The 20,939-nt window shown below is 67.9% G+C and carries 16 protein-coding genes; 13 read left to right on the top strand and 3 right to left on the bottom strand.

The window, feature by feature from the left end:
• Nucleotides 1-108: 108 nt before the first annotated feature.
• Both JIM94_RS01140 and eccB read left to right on the top strand, forming a co-directional pair.
• Complete coding sequence (locus tag JIM94_RS01140; RefSeq protein ID WP_200253824.1) at nt 109-2,670, top strand: DUF6541 family protein; 2,562 nt, start codon at nt 109-111, stop codon at nt 2,668-2,670.
• A 227-nt stretch (nt 2,671-2,897) separates the two neighbouring features.
• Nucleotides 2,898-4,166 carry a type VII secretion protein EccB gene (eccB, locus tag JIM94_RS01135; protein WP_200253822.1) on the top strand — a complete coding sequence of 423 codons (1,269 nt, stop codon included), beginning with the start codon at nt 2,898-2,900 and terminating at the stop codon, nt 4,164-4,166.
• Here the strand turns inward: eccB and JIM94_RS01130 are convergent.
• Together JIM94_RS01130 and eccD are read right to left on the bottom strand one after the other, a co-directional pair.
• Nucleotides 4,160-5,392: a S8 family serine peptidase gene (locus JIM94_RS01130; RefSeq protein WP_200253820.1), complete on the bottom strand. Its 1,233-nt coding sequence runs from the start codon at nt 5,390-5,392 to the stop codon at nt 4,160-4,162. The two genes, eccB and JIM94_RS01130, sit on opposite strands and share 7 nt — an antisense overlap.
• Nucleotides 5,389-6,786, bottom strand: coding sequence for a type VII secretion integral membrane protein EccD (eccD, locus tag JIM94_RS01125; RefSeq protein WP_200253818.1), 1,398 nt, complete (start codon nt 6,784-6,786; stop codon nt 5,389-5,391). The genes JIM94_RS01130 and eccD overlap by 4 nt, the downstream gene beginning before the upstream one ends.
• Before the next feature lie 355 nt (nt 6,787-7,141).
• Between eccD and eccCa the strand changes: the two genes are divergently transcribed.
• The 10 genes from eccCa to JIM94_RS01075 all read left to right on the top strand — a co-directional run bounded on the left by eccCa (nt 7,142) and on the right by JIM94_RS01075 (nt 18,011).
• On the top strand, nt 7,142-10,831 hold the full coding sequence (eccCa, locus tag JIM94_RS01120; protein WP_248085853.1) for a type VII secretion protein EccCa: 3,690 nt from the start codon (nt 7,142-7,144) through the stop codon (nt 10,829-10,831).
• On the top strand, nt 10,831-11,856 hold the full coding sequence (locus JIM94_RS01115) for a type VII secretion-associated protein (protein ID WP_200253816.1): 1,026 nt from the start codon (nt 10,831-10,833) through the stop codon (nt 11,854-11,856). Before eccCa ends, JIM94_RS01115 begins: the two co-directional genes overlap by 1 nt.
• Before the next feature lie 208 nt (nt 11,857-12,064).
• Nucleotides 12,065-12,382, top strand: a complete 318-nt coding sequence (locus JIM94_RS01110; protein WP_200253814.1) for a WXG100 family type VII secretion target — start codon at nt 12,065-12,067, stop codon at nt 12,380-12,382.
• Between the two features lie 44 nt (nt 12,383-12,426).
• On the top strand, nt 12,427-12,717 hold the full coding sequence (locus JIM94_RS01105; protein WP_200253812.1) for a WXG100 family type VII secretion target: 291 nt from the start codon (nt 12,427-12,429) through the stop codon (nt 12,715-12,717).
• A 720-nt stretch (nt 12,718-13,437) separates the two neighbouring features.
• Complete coding sequence (rplM, locus tag JIM94_RS01100) at nt 13,438-13,881, top strand: 50S ribosomal protein L13 (RefSeq protein WP_200253810.1); 444 nt, start codon at nt 13,438-13,440, stop codon at nt 13,879-13,881.
• Nucleotides 13,878-14,423 carry a 30S ribosomal protein S9 gene (gene rpsI, locus JIM94_RS01095; RefSeq protein WP_200253808.1) on the top strand — a complete coding sequence of 182 codons (546 nt, stop codon included), beginning with the start codon at nt 13,878-13,880 and terminating at the stop codon, nt 14,421-14,423. The genes rplM and rpsI overlap by 4 nt, the downstream gene beginning before the upstream one ends.
• 175 nt (nt 14,424-14,598) lie before the next feature.
• Nucleotides 14,599-15,942, top strand: coding sequence for a phosphoglucosamine mutase (gene glmM, locus JIM94_RS01090; protein WP_200253806.1), 1,344 nt, complete (start codon nt 14,599-14,601; stop codon nt 15,940-15,942).
• Between the two features lie 271 nt (nt 15,943-16,213).
• Complete coding sequence (locus JIM94_RS01085) at nt 16,214-16,558, top strand: hypothetical protein (protein WP_200253804.1); 345 nt, start codon at nt 16,214-16,216, stop codon at nt 16,556-16,558.
• A complete protein-coding gene (locus tag JIM94_RS01080) occupies nt 16,555-17,724 on the top strand; it encodes a hypothetical protein (RefSeq protein ID WP_200253801.1) in 1,170 nt (389 codons plus the stop codon). The genes JIM94_RS01085 and JIM94_RS01080 overlap by 4 nt, the downstream gene beginning before the upstream one ends.
• Nucleotides 17,721-18,011, top strand: coding sequence for a hypothetical protein (locus tag JIM94_RS01075; protein ID WP_200253799.1), 291 nt, complete (start codon nt 17,721-17,723; stop codon nt 18,009-18,011). Before JIM94_RS01080 ends, JIM94_RS01075 begins: the two co-directional genes overlap by 4 nt.
• Before the next feature lie 16 nt (nt 18,012-18,027).
• On the opposite strand, the gene JIM94_RS01070 is transcribed toward JIM94_RS01075, so the two are convergent.
• Entirely contained in the window at nt 18,028-18,864 is an 837-nt protein-coding gene (locus JIM94_RS01070) for a dienelactone hydrolase family protein (RefSeq protein ID WP_200253797.1), read from the bottom strand.
• A gap of 186 nt (nt 18,865-19,050) precedes the next feature.
• Here JIM94_RS01070 and glmS point away from each other — a divergent pair, with 186 nt between their 5' ends.
• Complete coding sequence (gene glmS / locus JIM94_RS01065; RefSeq protein WP_200253795.1) at nt 19,051-20,916, top strand: glutamine--fructose-6-phosphate transaminase (isomerizing); 1,866 nt, start codon at nt 19,051-19,053, stop codon at nt 20,914-20,916.
• Nucleotides 20,917-20,939 lie beyond the last annotated feature (23 nt).

The raw sequence follows: 20,939 nt of genomic DNA, 5'->3' as shown, positions 1-20,939 counted from the left end.
GGTTGAACGTCGTTCGGCGGGCGGGCCTGCGCCGCCCGGACCCGGCGGCACGGCAGTCACCCTGAGAGGTGGACACAGAGAGACCGGAAAGGAGAGGTGGGGCACCCCATGGACATGTACCAGGCAGTACTGGTCGCAGTTCTGGTGTTCACCGTGCCGGGCTTCCTCACCTGCCGTGTCTCCGGTGTCCGTGCGCCCTGGGCGGCTGCGGCGTCGATTCCGGCCAGCTTCGGCATCTACGGACTCGCGGCCTGGTTCTACGGGCTGACACCCTACGCCTATGATGCGCGCAGTGTCAGCGTCTTCACCGTGTTCATCATCATGCTCGCGGGATGCTGGAGGCTCGGTGCCCTCGCCGTCACTCGACGGAGGAGGGACCGTGCACGGAGAAGAGCGGCTACGGAGGACCCGGACGGTGCCGATGGATCCGTGACGGTGGAGTCTCCTCCGGAGGAACCGACCGTCGTGGAGGCCGACCGGAACCCGGCGACCGAATCCTCATCTCCCGCCACACCGCCAGCCGCTGCAACCGGTGCCGGGGATTCCGTGGGAGCACCGGTGGCGCCGGCGGACACCCCTGAATCCCGGGAGACCACGGGGGAGGGCGGTACCATACGCCGTACGCCACAGGAGATCCCGGCGGAACCCAGTGTCCGGAGTATGGAGGACACCCGGGAACGGTCCCGGAAACGGGAGGAACGCTGGCTCGCCGGTTCGTTGTTCGACCCTGTGTGGGTCCTCCCCGGCACCGGGGTACTGGTCTCCTTCGTCCTTCTCGTCTCGCGGAGTCTCGGACTGCTCCGGGAGGCGCGTTACGGACTCGAGAACATCTTCCAGGGATGGGACGTGCACTGGCACGCGAGTGTCGTCCGTTTCATCCAGGAGACCGGTGTCGCGTCCCCCACGAGAATGGGGGAACTCCAGAACACCGAATCGCGGGAGCTGCTGTTCTATCCGACGGCGTGGCACGCGGGTGCCGCGCTCGTGCGGGAGCTGACCGGCATGTCCGGGATCGCGGCGATAAACCTGACGTCCGTCGTCCTGCCGGCACTGCTGCTCCCGCTCGCCGCCGCCGTACTCGCCTGGCGTCTCCTGGGGAACCGTGGCCTGACCGCGCAGATCGCCGCCGGTTTCGCCGCGATCATCGTGGCCCCCATGCCCGTCCTCTACTGGGTGGGGTACTACGTCGGGGCGTGGCCCTATCTCGCGGCGGTCGGGATGGCCTTCATCGTCCTCGGACTGTTCATGTCCGTCCCGGCTGCGCCGGTCCGTGCGTTCGCCGCCGCCCTGGTGTTCGTCGGCATGGTGGAGACCCACCCGTCCGCCGCCACGATCGTCATCCTCGTTCTCGGGCTGTGGTGGCTGCTCGACCTGTTGTGGCGGCCGGCGCACCGACCCACGACCCGGCTGGAGCACATCTCGTTCCGGGTCCGGGATCTCGCCGTCCTGGCGGCGACGGGTATCGCGGGGACGTTGATCCTCCTGCCCCAGATCCTCACCGGACTGGGCCAGAGTGAGGAGGTCAAGTCCTTCGTCGCCTACGAGGACCTCACCCGGAGTGAGTCCTGGTGGGTCGCGATCCAGATGCAGACCCGGCACGCGGGTGATTTCGGCGTCAACGAGCCACTGCTCTGGGCGGCCGCGGTCGGTGGGGTGATTCTGATCGGGTGGCGGCGGAACATCTGGGCCCCGTTGTTCTGGTTCGTCAGTGTGGTGGTCACGGTCAACTCCCTGTTCCCCTTCGAGGACACGTGGTGGACCGGTGCGGCGACGCAGATCGGTTCACTGCACTACAACACCCCGCACCGTCTGGTGATGCCCGTGGCGATGTTCACCGCCGCCGCTGCCGCGGTGGCGCTCGCCACCGTCGGGAGGCTGGTCCTGCTCGGCCCGGTTCGGCGCCTCGCGCCAGTATCGGCACCCCTGTGCGTCGTGGTTGCGCTCCTCGGCGGGTTCCTCCTGGTGCAGGAAGCCGAGGACGAGATGCGGGTCGTCCCGGAGTTCGCGATCGGTGCGGCACGGGACGGACGTATGGTCGATTCGACGGACCTGAAGGCGTACCGGTGGTTGGCGGAACAACCGCTGGCGTACGAGGGAACGATCATGAGCAATCCCGCCGACGGTTCGGGTTGGATGTACCCGTACAACGGTCTTCCGAACGTCTTCAGGCACTATCTGTGGCCGACGGTGTCCCCGAACAGTGCGACGAACCGGATGTTCTGGAATCCGAATGAGCTCGGAACCGGAAATCTGGGTCACCCCGACATGGAGAACGAGGTCGACCGGGCGGCACAGATCCTCAACGTCCACTACATCTACGTGTCTCCGCCGAACTTCTGGGCGTTCCAGGAACCGATCCCGGAGATGGAGGTCGAACTCTGGAACACACCGGGGGTCACGCCCGTGTACAAGGATCGCCAGGTCTCGATCTACGCGGTCAACGAGTGGTTCACCGATTCGGAGCTGGACCGTATGCGTGCCCCGGGGAACTCACCCGAGCCACTGCCCCCACTGCCGACCCGCGCTGAGGCCGGTGTTTCGCCGGCCGGTTCCGGTGACGGACTGCGCCCGTACCACCACCGGCCGAGCAGAGCCCTCCGGGGTCCGGTCGAACACTTCGAGTCTGAACTGGAGAAGGAGATGCGGGAGTCGGCCGCCGCGGCCGGGTGACCCGGGGTGTCGGCGGAAAAGTGGGCGTACCGGGATTGCTTCAACTCCGATAGTATGGTGTCCGGAAGGTCGGATACGGGCGCTTTCCCGATTCTGCGGTGATCCGGGGACGGGAAGCGGGGGATCTTCCGGTTCAGCCGGTGACCGCGCGATCAAGGGCGTACGGGCACGGGCCCCGTTCTCCGACGTGTCCCCGTCCGTGATGTCCCCGCCCTTGGAGTCCCCTGATGAACCGGTTCCCGCTTCCGACCACCCGTGCACAGGTCAGCGGCCACAAGTTTCTCGTCCGACGGCTCGAACACGGTCTCGTCACCGGTGACACCCGTCTGATACATGACCCGCTCGGACGTCGCCGCAGGGGGATTCTCTTCGGCGTCGCGGGATGTGTGCTCGCGGGCCTCGCCGCCGGTGCGATGGCGGTTTTCGTCCCCGAACCCGACCCGGGTGATGCCGCGGTCGTCAGGGCTGAATCGGGTGCGCTGTACTCCCGGGTGGACGGGAAGCTCCACCCCGTCGGCAACCTCACCTCCGCCCGCTTGATCGCGGGATCGGCCGTGGAACCCGTCGCGGCGGCTGATTCCGTGCTCTCCGGAATGGAACGTGGTGTACCGGTGGGGATACCCGGAGCTCCGGGGCCCGTCGCGGACGAGGTTCCCGATGGTCTGGTCTGGGGTGTGTGCCAGTCGGCCACGGACATCACGGTCACCGTCGGGCCACCGCCCGCGGAGCCCTCGCCCGGTTCCGGGGTGCTGGCGCGGGTCAACGGGGTCGAACACGTGATCACCGCGGAGGGGAGGACAACCCTTCCCGATCCGTCGACGAGATTCGGCAGGGTGCTGCGGCGACGTCTCGGCATCAGTCCGCACACCCCGACCTGGGACCCCCCACCTGAGATCCTCAACGCGATCCGGGAACTGCCCCGTTACGTACGGCCGCCGAACTCCGGGGTGCTGCTCGGAAACGGCCGGGAATCCTGGCTGCTGCGCCCGGACGGGATACTGCCGGTGACTCCCCTGCAACGGGGGATACTCCTCGACCTCGGGGCCTCGGAGCGTGCGGTTCCGCAGGACGGCCCGGCGGCACGCCCCGATGCGTCCCCGGAGGACATCAGGCTCCCCCGGACGGATCTGGATTGGCTCGATCCCCGGGCGGTCACGGTCTGTGCGGTCGGTGACGTCGGCCGTCTGGGGGTCGTCGACACCTCTACGGAGGAAGCCGGTGCCACCGGAATCTACGTGACGGGCGCGGGGGTGGCGCTGTCCGGTGACTCCGTCGCCACCCGCTATGCGTCGGTTCTCGTCAACGGCATCGGTGTGGACACCGGCCACGGACACTACCTGGTGTCTGACAGTGGCCTCAGGCACCCCGTCGGTGGTGTGGAGGAGCTCGGGGTCATCGGTGTCAGGGAGCCCTCACCCGCCCCCTGGCCGATCATCAGGCTGTTACCCGCCGGCGAGGCACTGACCCGGGACAGGGCGCTCGAACCACGCTACTGATCCACACGTCCGCGAACCCGGCGGCGTCGGGCCCCCGCGTACCTGACGATCAGCGCGACACCGACAACGACCAGCAGAATGGTGACGGTGGACAGTGACCTTTCCCGGATACCGGTGGGGGGCTCGATCGGTGTGGCGACACTGACGGGGTGCGGGATACCCCGGTAGTCCGCGGGGACATGGGTGATCACGGTCGCGGGATCCACCGTGCCGGTCGCAGGATCGACTGCCGCCGCGATCCGGGCACGGATACCTGCGGCTGAATCGGTGGGGTGCAGTTCGATCAGCAGGGCTGCGGTTCCACTGACCACCGGTGCCGCGAAACTCGTCCCCTCGAAGACACCTGTGCCGGACCGCTCCGCGACCCCCACGACGAATCCCGGGCCCCGGGGAGACAGTGCGACGGGAACCCGGCCCGGCGCGGACAGCAGCGGCCCGGGACCGGCGACGGAATAGTCGGCGACGGTGTGCGGTGTGTCGATGGCGGACACCGAAATGACCGTCGGCCTGTGGGCCGGAAGAACGACGCTGCCGGGAGGGCACCGGTCACCCGCATTACCCGCTGCTGCGACGACCACGACCCCGAGTTCCTCGGCCCGCGCGAGGGCGTAATCGAAGGCGTCCGTGTCCACCTTCCCGACGGCCTCAGGGGAAAGACAACTGGTCAGGGACACGTTGATGACACGGGCCCCCTGGTCGAGCGCCAGGTTGACGGCGTCGGTGAGGGAGGCGAGGCTGCCACCCGCCCCGACCGTCTCCGTTGCCCTGCGGGTGCTGGTCTGCCGGATGCTGACGAGGTCGACCCCCGGAGCCACCCCGACGATCCCGTCGTCGGGGGAGGGCCGCGCGGCGAGTATTCCCGCGACGATCGTGCCGTGAGCGTCGCAGTCGTCGAGTGCACCATCGGGCGGTGGAGGGGCATCCGGTCGGTGCTCCCGGAGGACGACGAGATCACCACCGGGGATCACCCGGGGAAGACGTGGGTGCGGTGCTACGCCGGTGTCGATGACCGCGACACGGACACCGGCACCGGTGGCGAACTGGTGCGCCCTCTCCAGGGAATCCGGTGTGTCGTCCGCGCCCGGGACATCCCCCGGTGCCGCGGGGACGGTGGCCGCGCAGCCGGGATCGGGAGGAACCGGAACCGGCGGAGGATCGGCGCCCGCGATGAACTGCGCGGCGTGGAGGAACGCGACGGTTCCGAGGAACACGGTGAGACGCCTCATCCGAGCTCCCTGATCAGCGCGAAGACACCGAGGAGATGCGCGGCGAGGGGGAGTGCCGCCGCCACGGCCAGTGTCTCGAACCGCTCCATCCAGTTGACCGCCACCGGTCGGAATCCGGCGACGGCCGGCCCCCACCACGGCCCGGTGAGGATGACGACGGCCGTCAGGGAACTGACAACCGCCAGTCCCGGTGATTCAGCGTCGATTCCGGCCAGAACCACCCCTCCCGCGGCACACAGTGACCACATCCACAGCGCCCACACAGCCAGCGGGCTACGGTGCCGGAGTGCGTGGAGAACGGTCGCGACGGACGTCGCCAGACACAGAGCGGCCGGGAAACCACCTCCCGACCATCCGACGACGAGGGCGCAGAAACCACCGGCGAGAGCGGTTCCCGCGAGTGACCCGGCGAGCACCGCGCGGGCGCAGGTCGTGCGGTCACCGACCTCCGGGTCGGGGTCCTCCGGCAGCCCGATGTCCTCACCCGCGGGAGGGAGACGTGGAACGGTGAGACCGGCGACCCTGATGGACAGGGAGGGGAGAACCGTCACGGCGATCAACGCGAATCCGATCGTGGCCGCAGCCGCCCCCGCATAGTCCCCGGCGATGGGCAACGTGCAGGCCCCGGCGACGGTGAGGAGGAGACACGCCGTCACGGCTGCGGGGAGCTCCCGCGTCACCGGGCAGCAGAACCGGCAGACGGCCAGAGCGACGAGCCCGGTGAGACACCCACCGATCACGGCGGCGCCCGTGTCCGGGCCCGGCCCGATCCCGGGAACCGGGGCACCGCCCAGTACGCCGGTCGTCACCGCCACGACCGAGGAGATGACGACCCCCGTGACCAGTACCGGGATCGCAGTGTTCCCGCCGTGGCCGTCGGAACCGGATCCGATGCGGGCGGCCACCACGAGACAGAGCAGACCCAGCAGCCCCATGCGGAGCGCCGGGGACAGGAGATCACCTCCGGGTGGAACGCCGACGGCCGCCACCAGGGCGCACGCGACCAGACCCGCCACGGCGGCGGCCGTCCCCAGGCCTGCCGGCGGACGGTGCGGATCTCCGTCGGAGAGGATCTCCGCCGCGTCCCGGAGCACCGGAGCTTCGGGGACCGTTCCCGGGGAGAGCACGAGAACCCCTCCCTGGCGGAGAGCCGTGTGGGTCAGCGGTACCGCGGTCTCCACCGGGACGCCCACAGCGGTGGATGCGACCCAGGGGCCCGGATGGCCGGGGAGTCCGGCGAGATCCAGGATCTCCGGGAGTATCTCGGCGAGGCTGGCCCGGACGGGAAGGACGAGTTCTATCTCCGGGGGTGGGAGACCCGGGGCATCCGGGTGGAGGGCGACGGCGTCCGGAGTGATCCGGACAGTGATTCGGAGAGCGTGGTCAACGGCCACTGGTTCCCCCTTGCGAGGTGGTTGCGGATGGCATGGTGGCCCACCTCCCGGTGTGTCCCGGACAGTGCCGTGACCTTGTCGGGAGGTGAGGTAGAACCTGTGCAACCAAACTAAGGATGTCCTATAATTTCCACCAAGTCCAGCCGGATTTGGGGATCCGGGCATGTTCTATCCGTCGGACACCGTTCCGATGCCGTCTGTCACGTCACCTGGCGCACCATTCGTGTCCGCTGTGATCCGTCGTGCCGGTCGTGGCGCGTGATGCGTCCACCACCCACGGCCGTGTCGGGGTGACGGGTGGAAACCGGTCCCGGTGCCTCGGCGGAGCTGACCCCGGAAAGTCCGAGGAACTGCCGTGCCGCCTCCCCGCAACGACGGAATCGTCCTGCCCCTGAAGCCCGCCGAGCGTGAACCCGCGCCACCACTGCCCGTGGGTGAACTGAACGTCGATCCGGTTCCCCCGGCGGCGAGACCCCGACCCGTTCCACTGCTCCGTCTCCTCATGCCGCTGGTCATGGTGCTGGTGCTCGTCGCGATGGTCGGACTCATGATGATGGGAGGGCGTGGCCTGAACCCGGGGCTGCTTCTCTTCCCGTTGATGATGATGGTGAGCATGTTCGCGATGGTGAATCCGTCCGGCTCAGATGATCCCGACGAACAACGGAGGGTGTATCTCCGTCACCTGTCCGCCGTCACGGAACAGGCCCGGCTGAACGCGACCGGACAGCGGGCCACGGAATTCCACCGGCACCCGGACCCGGGGCAGCTCCACGGTCGTGCCGGATCACCGAGGATGTGGGAACGCGGGGCGACGGACCCCGATGCGTTCGAGATCCGGATCGGGCTGGGCCCGGTACGGTTGTGCACCCCGGTCGTGGTGGCCGACACCGGATCCCCGGAGGACCTTGATCCGGTGTGCATGGTGGCACTGCGACAGATGATGCACACCATCGGTGTCGTGCGCGATGTACCGTTCGCCGTGCATCTGGGGGCGTTTCCCGTGATCGGTGTCCACGGCCCCGGGGCGGAGGGGCTGGTGCGGGCGGTGATCGCCCAGCTCGTGTTCCACCACGGACCTGAAGCTGTGGGGATCAGTTCCACCCTGCCCGGGCACGGGTGGCTGAAATGGCTGCCACATTCCCGGCACCCCCGGGGCGCGGCGTTCCGCGTACTGGTCACGGGACCCGGACACAGGGACGGCGTCACCGTCGGCGGGGAGGTCACCACCATCATCGACATCGACTCCCACCCGGGAACGGAGCTGGGGGAGATCGCCCGCACCGAGGGGCTGCTCCTGTACGTCGACGATTCCGTCTGCGTCGATTCGGGTGCGGGAAGAGAACGCCTCGGGGCCGCGGACACCCTCACCGGGGAGGAACTCACCGCGCTCGCGCGGTCCATCACCGGGTACCGGCGCCCGCAGACCGACACCGTGCAGGAGACGGGGGCGGACCTGCTCTCGATGCTCGGCATCGACGGCGTGTCCGCACTCACCGGGGACAGGCTCTGGAAGAAACCCGGGGGAGATCGTCTGGCGGTCCCCATCGGTGCCGATGACGCGGGGAAACAGGTGGTGCTGGACATCCGTGAGTCGGCCTACGGGGGAGTGGGGCCGCACGGCCTGTGCATCGGTGCGACGGGGTCCGGAAAATCAGAGCTGCTGCGCACGCTCGTCGTCGCTCTTGCGGCGACCCACAGCCCCGATGAGCTCAACCTGGTGCTCGTGGACTTCAAGGGTGGGGCGACGTTCCTCGGTCTGGAGGAACTCCCCCACACGTCGGCGGTCATCACCAACCTGTCCGACGAGGCGCATCTCGTTGAACGTATGCACGACGCGATCTCAGGTGAGATGAACCGGAGGCAGGAGGTCCTTCGCCGTGCCGGTGGTTTCGCCAACGTCACCGATCACAACGTCGCCGCCCGGAGCCGTGATGACCTGGATCCCCTCCCTGCTCTGCTCATCGTCATCGACGAGTTCTCCGAACTGCTCGGACAACACCCGGATTTCGCGGATCTGTTCACGGCGGTGGGGCGTCTCGGTCGGTCACTGCACGTCCATCTCCTCCTCGCCAGTCAACGCCTCGAGGAGGGGCGGCTCCGGGGTCTCGAGTCCCACCTGTCGTACCGGATCGGGTTGAAGACGTTCTCCGCCGCGGAATCGCGCCAGGTTCTGGGTGTGCCCGATGCGCATTTCCTGCCGTCCCGTCCCGGTACGGGGTACCTCAGGACGGGAGCGGAGCAGCTGACACGTTTCCGGGCCGCCTACGTGTCGGCGCCACTCTCGGTGGAGCCGCTCACCGGGCGGTCCTCCGTCGAACGGAGTGTCCCGGTGGTACGGCACTTCGATACGTGGGCGGACGTGGACGGGGATGGGGTCCGGACGCCCACCGTGTCCACCGGCGTGGGGGAGACCGGTCCGACGCTTCTCGACGCCGTGGTGTCCGCCGCCGTCACCGCCGCCGGGAGTCGGGGACTGAAGGCGCACCGTATCTGGCTGCCGCCGTTGCCGATGTCTCTGGGGCTGGGTGAAGTGCACCGCGGCGAGGTCGGGGGGATCATCCGGAGGGCGGGAGGGAAGGGATTCCTGACGTGTGCGGTCGGTGTTGTCGACCGTCCGTTCCTGCAACGTCAGGACCCTCTCACCGTCGACTTCACCGGGGCCGGGGGACACATGGCTATCTGCGGCGGCCCGCAGACGGGTAAATCGACGGCGCTGCGCAGCATCATGCTCGCACTCTCCGTGAGTCACGATTCCTCGGACGTCCGTTTCTACGTTCTCGACTACGGTGGCCGCAGTCTCGGTGATCTGGGGGCGCTGCCGCACGTCGCGGGTTGCGCCGGGCGGGGTGAGCCGGAGAAGACCCGCAGGATCGTCGATGAGGTGATCGGGTTGATCGATGAACCGGGGGCCAGGCACACATTCCTCGTGGTGGACGGATGGCAGTCCGTCATCGAGACATCCGAGGACCTGCGGGACTGCTTCACCCGGATCGCCGCGGAGGGGCCGGGGAGCCGGGTGCACCTCATCGTCGCCACGCAGCGGTGGACCTCCATCCGGCCGGCGATCCGTGATCTGATCGGACACCGGACGGAGCTGAAACTCACCGAGCCCCTGGATTCCCTGATCAACAGGCGTGCCCAGGAGAACCTTCCGGCTCTCCCCGGACGGGGCATCACCGCAGAAGGTGAGCCGATGCTCGTCGCCAATTCCGGGGCACAGGACCTCGCGCACGTCCTCCGTCTGACCCGGGACGCCGGGTTCACCCCGGTACCGCGTCTGCGGGAGCTGCCCCGGGACATCGTGCTCTCCGACCTCAGCTCCGGGGACCACTCCGCCGAGGTCCCCACCGGAATACTCTTCGGGGTGGGTGGACCCCGTCTGGAACCTGTCCCGTGGGATCCGGTCGGGGACGGGCACCTGCTGTGCCTCGGTTCCCGGGGGTCGGGAAAGTCGACACTGGTGGCGACGGTCGCCGCGGGGATCGCGGAACTCGGTCCCGACTCGGCACGGATGGTCGTGCTAGATCCCCGACGTGCGCACCTGGGGACGCTCGATGAATCCATGGTGGCGGTGTACGCCGCAACGGGGGAGTCCATCGCCTCCGCCGTTGCCGACACCTTCACCACCCTCACCGGGCGACTACCCGGTACCGATGTCACCCCGCGCCAGCTCCGGGAGAGGTCGTGGTGGACCGGCCCGGACATTTTCCTGGTCATCGACGACCATGATCTCCTGCCCGACGGTGTGCTGACGACGCTGCGCCCGCTGATCCCGCACTCCCGTGACATCGGACTCCATGTCGTGCTGACCCGGAAAGCGGGTGGTGCCTCCAGGGCGATGTATGACCCGTTCATCTCGGAATTGCGTGACCAGTCCCCCGCCGTACTCCTCCTCGACGCCGACCGCGACGAGGGTTCCCTCTTCGGGATCCGTCCGGTTCCGCAACCCCCGGGCCGGGGTACCTGGATGACGCACGGCAGCGTCCACGGCATCTGCCAGATAGCCCGACCCGGGGCCACACCCGACCGAAAGGCGACACACTGATGCGCATCACCATTCTGGCGGCGGCCACCGTTTTCGAACTGACCACCCCGAGCGGGGAACAGCGGACGGTCTTCCGTGATGATCTGATCCCCGATGACAGTCCCCTGTGGCTCGACGCCGTCGTCGAACAGGCGAGGGAGCTCGTCGGCGGGAGTTGGGAGGGACACCCGGTGACCGTCCTGGCGTCCGACACCGATTCCGCGGATCTGCTCACCGACATACTGCTGACCGACGGTGCGGAGGTTCACTGCGATCCACTCCGGGGTGTGGTGGGCGATGACACGACGGGGTCGGTGGACGGGGTGCGGGGCAGTGGGGAGTTCGCGATCCGTAGGCCACGGTCGGGTCGGCGCCACCGCGCCCGCGCCTCCTTCCGCCCCACGCTCTTCCACGTGGCGATCGTGGGGGTTGTCCTCGGGGTCGTGGGGTTCTCGTGGTGGAGCCTCGGGCCTGCGACCGGTCCCGGGGGAGAGGCGGGGAGCGTCGTCGGTTCCGGTACCGTCCGTTCGTCGCCGCCGCCCACGTCGCCGGCGCCGGTCACCGGGCCGGACCCCGGGACGGCGGTATCACCCGTGCAACGACCGGGGACCGTCGTCCTCGATTCCGGGAACATCAGTGTCGCGACTCCGGCCGGATACATCCTCACCCCCGGGGAGCGGGGTGGCGTCACCGCCACCGGCCCGGACCCCGACCTCCGCATACACCTGGCTGCGGACCCCGCTTTCGGGGCTCCCGCCGCCGCGGTTCTCGAGGAGGTGTCGATGCGGGTCGAGACGGATCCGGAACTGCACCGGACGGACCGGGCGGGGATGCGGCCGGACGCGGACGCAGTGGTCACCTATAGGGAGGATCCGGGAGACGGATCGTTCGTGGACTGGACGACCTGGGTCGAGGGCGATCACCAGATGAGCGTGGGCTGCCACACCCGCATCACTCCGACCGTCGCACAGCGGGCGGTCTGCCGTATGGCGGTGAACAGTGTTGCCCCGCGGAAAGAGGGGATTTCCGAAAAGTTCCCGGAATGACGGAACCGTCCGTCACCCCGATCGGTCTCACCTTAGTGAAAGAGCAGAACGATCCCGCGTGACCGGAACACCGGACGGCGGAACGCTTTTTCCCCGGAGTCCGGAATCCGGGAGGCATGCGGCAGACGTCCAGGACGTGTCCGGTTCTCCGTGAAAAGAGAGCATGCCCCACCCCTCGGGAACAGTCAGACAACCAGAAAGGCCAGAAGTGAGTCAGATATTCCGTACCGAAGCAGCCGTCATGAAGCAAGCGGCCTCCAACGTCGATGCCACGAACGACGACATCCGCAATGAACTCGGCCGGCTCCGGTCAGTGGTCGAGCAGGTCCGTGGATCGTGGGACGGTGCCGCGCAGGTGTCCTTCGATGAGCTCATGGGGCGGTGGAACACCGCCGCCGTCAAACTCCAGGAATCCCTGGGCAGCATCTCGGAGAATCTCCGGAGCAACGCCGGGGCCTTCGAGAACGTCGAGGCGCAGAACGCCGAGGCCCTCCGCAGGACCGGTGCGGCCGGTCTCCAGCTCTAGTACGTCGTCGACCCCCGTAACCACCACACAAAAAGGAAAACAGCATGGACTCCACCATTCGTTACCAGTTCGGCGAGATCGCCTCCGTCGTCGGAGACATTCGTGCGACCTCAGGCCGTATCAGCCAGCAGCTGGAGGAAATCAAGCGTCAGATCCGGCCCATGGTCGAAACCTGGGAAGGTGACTCGGCCGCCGAGTACCGGGCCGCCCAGCAGAAATGGGACAACGCGGCCAATGAACTCAACGTCATCCTCGACACCATCGCCCGCACCGTCGGCGAAGGCAACGACCGGATGAGTGACATCAACCGGCGTGCGGCCGCGAGCTGGAGCTGACGGCGATGTCACCTGAACGGATCCACACCCGCGTGGGAGGTGGTGCTTCACAGACCGTGTCACTGTCCCCGGAACACTGACCTCCGGATCCGGGGGACACCTGTGCAACCACACACCAACCACCGGATCCCCGACACCCTCTACCCCCGTGCGCACGCGCCCACCACAGCCGGTGCCGGTCCCCACCCCTTGATCTGCGACACCGTCTCCGCTGTCGCAGAGGGGACGGCGTCGGCCGACGTTCCGGTGGGTGTCCCCCGCACGGTGGACACATCCGTCCCCGTCTCCCGGCCGATGACCGGTTTGAACCGTTCCACCCCTCCGTCATTCAGCGTCCCCCAGCGCATTGACGGAAGAAACCGTGGAACGTTCGTCCGGTCCGGGGCCGGGACGGCGGGGACGGGCGTGCCCCGTGCCGTGTGTCCGCGGCTTTCCGGGTGCCATGATGTCGACGGCCCACTTCCCGCGTTCGCGTGTGGGCCGTGGCGTGGGGCACCGGATTGGTTTTTTCACCTCCGTCACCTAAGCTGAGATGTCTGTGTGTGGAGTCTCCCGATGACGCCCTGTCACCCATTCGAATCGGTCATGCCGGTCGGATGACGTGAGGGTTGCCGGGAGACAGCGGATCAGTGCGGGTCTCCACCGGCCGCCGTACCTGATCATCCGCACGTTGATTCGTGGCCGGCAGTTTTCGACACAACGCTCTTCAGAGGAGTCATTTTGTCTACTTACCACCCGAGAAGCGGTGACATCACCCGTAAGTGGTATGTCATCGACGCCACCGACGTGGTGCTCGGCCGTCTGGCCACGCACGTCGCCGACCTGCTGCGCGGCAAGGGCAAGCCGCTCTACGCGCCGAACGTCGACTGCGGTGACTACGTCATCGTCATCAACGCCGACAAGGTCCACATCTCGTCCAACAAGCGGGACCGTGAGTTCCGCTACCGCCACTCCGGTTACCCGGGTGGTCTGAAGACCATGACCCTGGGTCGCTCCATGGAGCTGCACCCCGAGCGTGTCGTCTTCGAGGCGATCGAGGGCATGATGCCGCACACCAAGCTCACCCGTGCGTCGGTCAAGAAGCTGCGCGTTTTCGCCGGCTCCGAGCACCCGTACGCTGCCCAGAAGCCCGAGACCTACGAGATCAAGCAGGTGGCCCAGTGACCGAGAACAACACCAACGAGCCCCAGGCCGCCGAGGCCTCCGACATCGCCGCCGCCCAGGCCGCGACCGAGGAGTTCACCACCACCATCGGTGACGCGATCGCACCTGAGGCGACCGACTCCGAGCTGGACGCTCCGGTTGCCCCCGCTGAGCTGGATCACCCGATCCAGACCGTCGGTCGTCGTAAGCGCGCCATCGTGCGTGTCCGCATGACCGCCGGTTCCGGCGAGTTCTTCTGCAACGGTCGTTCCCTCGAGGACTACTTCCCGAACAAGCTGCACCAGCAGCTGATCAAGGCCCCGCTGGTCCTGATCGACCGTGAAGGCCAGTTCGACATCCACGCCAATCTCGGCGGTGGCGGCCCCACCGGCCAGGCCGGTGCTTTCCGCCTGGCCATCGCCCGTGCCCTCATCAGCTACAACCCGGCCGACCGGGATGCGCTGAAGAAGGCAGGCTTCCTCACCCGTGACGCCCGTGCCGTCGAGCGCAAGAAGGCCGGTCTGCACAAGGCCCGTCGCGCTCCGCAGTACTCGAAGCGCTGATCCTTTTCCAGGATCCCCGTCCCGTCCTCGCGCGGGACGGTACGAGCCGTCGTTCCCACTTTCCCGTGGGGGCGGCGGCTCCCGCCGTTTCCGGGGAGGGGCACATGCGGCGGGCACCGCACCGTGGATCACCCCACCGCACTCACCGGGTACACCCGACCGGCATAATGGACACATGACTCGACTCTTCGGAACTGACGGCGTACGTGGACTGGCGAACAAGGCGTTGACCGCGCCCCTGGCTCTCCGCCTGGGAGTCGCTGCCGCCCATGTTCTCACCAAGGAAAACCGCACCTCCAAACGCCGCCCGATGGCAATCATCGGACGAGATCCCCGGGTCTCGGGTGAAATGCTCGCCGCCGCCCTCGCCGCCGGTATGGCCAGCCAGGGCGTCGATGTTCTTCGGGTCGGCGTCCTACCCACGCCGGCGGTGGCGTTCCTCACCGACGACTACGGTGCCGACATGGGCGTCATGATCTCGGCCTCCCACAACCCGATGCCGGACAACGGCATCAAATTCTTCGCCTCCGGTGGGCACAAGCTCGCCGACGAGGTGGAGGACGAGATCGAGGCGGCGATGGCGCGTCTCCCGGAGGGGGGACCGACCGGGCACGGTATCGGGAGGGTCCTGGAGGAGGCCCACGACGCGCAGGAACGCTACCTCCAGCACCTGTCACAGGCCGTGGCGAAGGATCTCTCCGGTATCAGGGTCGTCGTCGACTGCGCCAACGGCGCGGCCCATGAGGTGACGCCGCTCGCGTACGGCGCCGCCGGCGCCGAGGTCATCGCCATCCACGACAAACCCAATTCCTACAACATCAACGACGGCTGCGGATCCACCCACATCGACCAGGTGCAGCAGGCCGTCATCGAGCACGGCGCGGACATCGGGCTCGCCCACGACGGTGACGCCGACCGGTGTCTCGCGGTCGACGCGGAGGGCACCGTCGTCGACGGTGACCAGATCATGGCGATCCTCGCGATCGCCATGAAGGAGAACGGTGAACTGCGCAAGAACACGCTCGTCGCCACGGTGATGAGCAATCTCGGACTCAAACTCGCCATGGAGGAGGCGGGTATCGCGCTGCGCACCACGAAGGTGGGGGACCGTTACGTCCTCGCTGACCTCAACGCCGGGGGTTTCTCCCTCGGGGGTGAACAGTCCGGGCACATCGTGCTCCCGGACCACGGAACCACCGGAGACGGTACCCTCACCGGCCTGGCGCTCATGGCCAGGATGGCTGAGACGGGCAAGACACTGAAGGAACTCGCCGCGGCGATGACCGTGCTGCCCCAGGTCCTCATCAACGTCCCGGTGTCGGACAAGACGGCGATCTCATCCAGCGCCCGGGTCGCGGAGGCGACGGCGACGGCGGAGGCGGAACTCGGTGAGACCGGCCGGGTGCTCCTGCGCCCCTCCGGAACCGAGGAGCTGTACCGTGTCATGGTCGAGGCGGCGGACGCGGAAACCGCCCGGCGGGTGGCGGGTCGCCTGGCGGCGGTCGTCGCGGAGGTCTGATCCGGAGATCCCGCCGCCGCCGTTCCACCCCTGCGACCACCCCCGCGGCATCCTGCCGCCCCGGTGTCGACGCAGGTAGAGGAACTTCCTCAGTCGGGTGTCCGTTCTGCGGTGCGCAGGTGCTGAAAAAGGGTGGAACCTTTTCACCGGCCGTGACGGTCTAAAGACCAAGAATGATGGGATCCAGCTGCATTCCCGCGCCGTTCCGATCCGGTGAGGATCACGGACGAGGGGCGCGCGGGTACCCGGCACAGATGAATGAGGTTCAGACGTGGACAACGGTCACACACCCGGCTCTCCGGCGGCGGATGATTCGGCATCCGTCCTCCGTCTCGATCCCGGTGTCGTCGAGGCCCTGAAGAGGCTCCTGGACGACGTCGAGCAGCGGCAGGCACGGCACGCGGCCATGGTCCCGGAACCTGTCGGCGAGCACCTCGGTACCGGGTTCCGCGACTTCGCGGTGGAACTGGACCGGCAGTTTCTCGACCTGCACGCAGCCACCGCGCACCGGCTGGAGGCAATCCGGGCCACGGTGTCCGCAGCCCTGGTCCAGGTCGATGAGTTCGTCTCCGGTGACCGCACGTTCGGTGATGAACTGAGGGGAATCCTCCGGTGAAGGACACGACCGAGACACGCACGGGTGACGCGGACGCCGGTGTCCGCATGCTGTACAACGCGGTCGAGGACTACCGGGCCGTCGTCACGGAGCTGGAGAAGGCCGCCCGTGCGGCATGGGCGGGCCCGCAGGTGACACCGGAGGAGCTCGCCGACACCGTGGGGACCGTGACGGGATTCAACCCGGGCGCCGTCCTCGACAGGGCGGTCGCGGTCCCCGGTCCGGCTGACCAGCAGGACGTGGGGGAGAACCTCAGGGACGTCGTCGGTCGACTGGGGGAGGACGGGCCCGCACAACTCATCGCGGAGCAGCTCACCGGCGTCGTGGAGGACTACCTGACCTACTGCGCCGAACAGGGGAAGGCGGTCGAGGGGGCCGCGCGTGCGATGTCCGCGAACGCGACCCTGTGCAGGATGTCCGGGGAAGCAGCCGGGGTGACCGTCCGGGCGACGTTGTCCGTGATCAGGGCACAGACGCTCATGATCTACCGTGCACACACCGACGGTGACTGGGACACATTCCGGGATCTCGTCGGGACGGCGGCCACACTCGTCGATGAATGCGCCCACGAGATCTGGGGACTGTGCGTGGACCGTGACGAGACGATGTGTGAGGGGCTCAATCACCTCATGGCGATACAGTCGGCCATCGCGGGCGTCACCCCGCCACAGCTCTCCCCGGCGGCGGAGATCCTGTTCAACCCCGCGCTCTCCCATCCGCCCCCGCAGATCGAACCGGACCCGGAGGTGACGACTCCGGGAGCCGGTGGCGAAGCACCGGTGGCGGCGGGCGTCGACGCGCTCTCGTGCACCGGAATCCTCGGTGCTCTCGGTGTCGGGGTCGCCCTTCTCGGCGCCGACATGATCGCCGATCTCGCGGACGGCTCTCCGGAACCTCTCACCGACACCACCGGAGACACCGTCCCGCAGGAGACACCGCCACCGGCCCCCGACATCACTGACGGAACCGGGAGCGGACACACTGAGCCGGTCGAATCACCGGAGACCGCACCCGAAGGCCCCGCACCGGCCCCCGTGCCCGAACCCGACCGGGTGGAGCCTCGACCGGCCCCGGAAACCGGGCCCCCACCGGAACCCGGCCCCGCCGCCCCGGTACAGGACACCGGTGACCCCGTCGGCACGACACGGAAGGCGGGCCGCTGGTGACCGACGAATTCGACCGGTTCATCGCGGGCTTCGAGCAACGTTCGATGCGACGTCTCGCGGACTTCGAGAAAGCCCTCGAACGTGCGCACAGGTCGGCGAGTGAAGCCGCGGGAAAAGCGGGGAATCAGACACGTGGGTGGCGATCAGCCGCAGTGCACCCCGACACGAGCCGGGACGAAGGGAAGGCCGTCCCCCCAGGCGCCCAGATCAGACGGGATGTGGCTGTTCCCGCTGAACGTCGTCCCCGGACATCCGCCCGGGGCGTCCTGCGCCAGGGATGGAACTGAACCGCTCCGGCCGTCGTCAGGACACGAGTGAATCGGCCTCGTCGGCGAGTTCCTCCCCGGTGTAGGCGGTCACGCCCTTACCCGGGTCCGCCTCCGGATCGGAAAAGGCCGCGAAGTCCTTTTCCCCGCCCAGGCGGTGGAGCAGGAATCCGGTGAGCAGAGCCCGGGCCGCCTCCTGCGCGGAGAACTTCGGCAGACCCACGCCGATGGCGAGATTCGTGCCGATCCGCTCCGGAAAACTGAACTGGGTGCCCTTGTCCACGACGCGGTACACCACGTCATCACACCCCCAGTTCGCCGCGACCTTCGCCGGGCTACCGGCGTCGATGAGGAAGGGACGCCCGGAACCGACGACGAGCCCGGGAACGGTCATCTCCTTCGCCGCCTCAGCACATGAAGGACTCGTCACAGCCGGGTAGAGCGCACCCACGGCGCGGACGGCGGAACGATCGACGGCGGCGAGGATCGCGCAACCCGCCCCCATCCCGTGCCCGGCGACACCGAGCCTGCCGGGCGACACCGTCACCTTCCCGGCGCCAAGCTTCACACCCGCGAGAATCTGAAGACAGGTCTCCATGTCCGCGACGAACCCCCGGTGGTCCGGGAGGACCCCCTTCTCCGTCCCCGGTGCAGCCACAGCGATACCCCAACTCGCGAGGTGCCTGAGGGTGCGGTGGTACCTGTCCACCCCCGTCATCCAGTCATGCCCGAACACGATCCCGGGGATGCCGTCACCCTCCGCAGGGGTGTACAGCTTGCCGGGGATCCCGGCGACATCGAGGTCGCCGACCATCACCCGGTGTGGGCCGCGCCGGGACAGCTTGGACATTTGCTTCTTCAGTTTCTGAGCCACGCCCCCAGGATAGTTCACGGTCGTGCATCACCACACTCACCACGGACACGGAAAGATCCCGGACGGACACCGTCGGACCCCTGCGGCCCGGTCCCCGGGGAACGACGTCCGCCGTCCCCGACGGGTCTGCGTCCCGTTGAGCGTGGGTGAGCGGGCGGATCCCCGGCTTCCACTACTGTGGTCGGTATGTGTGGAATCGTTGGATATGTAGGTAAACAGCAGGGCCTCGACATCGCCCTGGAAGCGCTGCGTCGGATGGAGTACCGCGGATACGATTCCTCGGGCATCGCGATCGTCGGTGACGACGGTGGAATCCAGTCCGTCAAGCGGGCCGGACAGCTCGCGAACCTGGTGGACAAGATCTCCGAGACCGGGCGCGACCACCTGGTCGGGCACACCGCCATCGGGCACACCAGATGGGCCACCCACGGCCGTCCCACCGACGAGAACGCACACCCGCACGTCTCCTTCGACGGGAAGGTCGCGATCGTCCACAACGGCATCATCGAGAACTTCGCGCCGCTCCGCGAGCAGCTCGAACGCGACGGCGTCGAGATGAAGTCGGTCACCGACTCCGAGGTCGCCGCGCACCTGCTCGCCCGCGCCTACAACGACGGTGAGACCGCCGGTGATTTCCGCGCGAGCGCCCTGTCCGTGCTCAACCGCCTCGAGGGCGCGTTCACGCTGCTGTTCACCCACGCCGATCACCCCGGCGAGATCATCGCCGCACGCCGCTCCACGCCACTGATCGTCGGCGTCGGCGAGGGCGAGACCTTCCTCGGCTCAGACGTCGCCGCCTTCATCGAATTCACCCGCGAGGCGGTGGAACTCGGCCAGGACACCGTCGTCGTCATCAACGCCGACGGTTACGAACTGCTCAACTTCGACGGCACCCCCGCAGAGGGCCGCCCGTTCACCATCGACTGGGATCTCGCCGCAGCGGAGAAGGGCGGCTACGACTCCTTCATGATCAAGGAGATCCACGAGCAGCCCGCCGCCGTACGCGACACCCTCGCCGGACACTTCGTCGACGGGCGTATCCGCCTCGACGAGGACGGACTCACCGACGACGACCTCCGCAACCTGGACAAGGTGTACGTCGTCGCCTGCGGTTCGGCCTACCACTCCGGTCTGCTCGCCAAGTACGCCATCGAGCACTGGGTCCGCATCCCCGTCGAGATCGAGGTCGCCAGCGAGTTCCGCTACCGCGACCCGATCCTGGACAAGCGGACGCTCGTCATCGCCGTCTCCCAGTCCGGGGAGACCGCCGACACCCTCGAGGCGGTGCGCCACGCCAAGGCGCAGGGCGCGAAGGTCCTCGCCGTCTGCAACACCAACGGTGCGCAGATCCCCCGCGAATCCGACGCCGTGCTCTACACCCACGCCGGCCCCGAGATCGGTGTCGCCTCCACCAAGGCGTTCCTCGCGCAGGTCGCCGCGAACTACATCGTGGGCCTCGCGCTCGCGCAGGCGCGCGGCACGAAGTACCCCGACGAGATCGCCGACATCTGGGAGGACCTCGAGGCCATCCCCGCGAAGATCGAGAAGCTGCTCGACTGCGCCGATGACGTCGCCCAGATCGCCGACACCCTCGGCGCGATCCGCACCATGCTGTTCCTCGGCCGCGGCGTCGGATTCCCCATCGCCCTCGAGGGGGCGCTGAAGCTCAAGGAGCTGGCGTACATCCACGCGGAAGGGTTCCCCGCCGGTGAACTCAAGCACGGCCCGATCGCGCTCATCGAGGAGGACCTGCCAGTGGTCGTCGTCGTGCCCAGCCCGAACGGAGTGAAGGTCCTGCACTCCAAGATCGTGTCCAACATCCAGGAGATCCGCGCCCGCGGAGCGAAGACCATCGTCATCGCCGAAGAGGGGGACACCTCCGTCGAACCGTTCGCGAACTGGCTGATCCGCATCCCCGAGTCCTCGTCGATCATGCAGCCGCTCCTCGCGACCGTGCCACTCCAGTTCCTCGCAGCCGACATCGCCCGCCACTGCGGCAACGATGACATCGACAAGCCCCGGAACCTCGCCAAGTCCGTGACGGTGGAGTAGTCTCCCCCTTCGTCACCGGTTGA

Origin of the sequence: Corynebacterium pygosceleis, from assembly GCF_016595275.2 — a bacterium.
Classification (GTDB): Bacteria; Actinomycetota; Actinomycetes; order Mycobacteriales; family Mycobacteriaceae; genus Corynebacterium; species Corynebacterium pygosceleis.
The sequence above is the reverse complement of the archived record's forward strand: the minus strand, read 5'-3'. Positions and strand labels throughout refer to the sequence as shown.

Coding starts and splice junctions, on each gene's coding strand:
- glmM (WP_200253806.1), top strand. CDS start 14,599: ATGACTCGACTCTTCGGAACTGACGGCGTACGTGGACTGGCGAACAAG.
- JIM94_RS01105 (WP_200253812.1), top strand. CDS start 12,427: ATGGACTCCACCATTCGTTACCAGTTCGGCGAGATCGCCTCCGTCGTC.
- glmS (WP_200253795.1), top strand. CDS start 19,051: ATGTGTGGAATCGTTGGATATGTAGGTAAACAGCAGGGCCTCGACATC.
- JIM94_RS01115 (WP_200253816.1), top strand. CDS start 10,831: ATGCGCATCACCATTCTGGCGGCGGCCACCGTTTTCGAACTGACCACC.
- eccB (WP_200253822.1), top strand. CDS start 2,898: ATGAACCGGTTCCCGCTTCCGACCACCCGTGCACAGGTCAGCGGCCAC.
- JIM94_RS01140 (WP_200253824.1), top strand. CDS start 109: ATGGACATGTACCAGGCAGTACTGGTCGCAGTTCTGGTGTTCACCGTG.
- JIM94_RS01130 (WP_200253820.1), bottom strand. CDS start 5,392: ATGAGGCGTCTCACCGTGTTCCTCGGAACCGTCGCGTTCCTCCACGCC.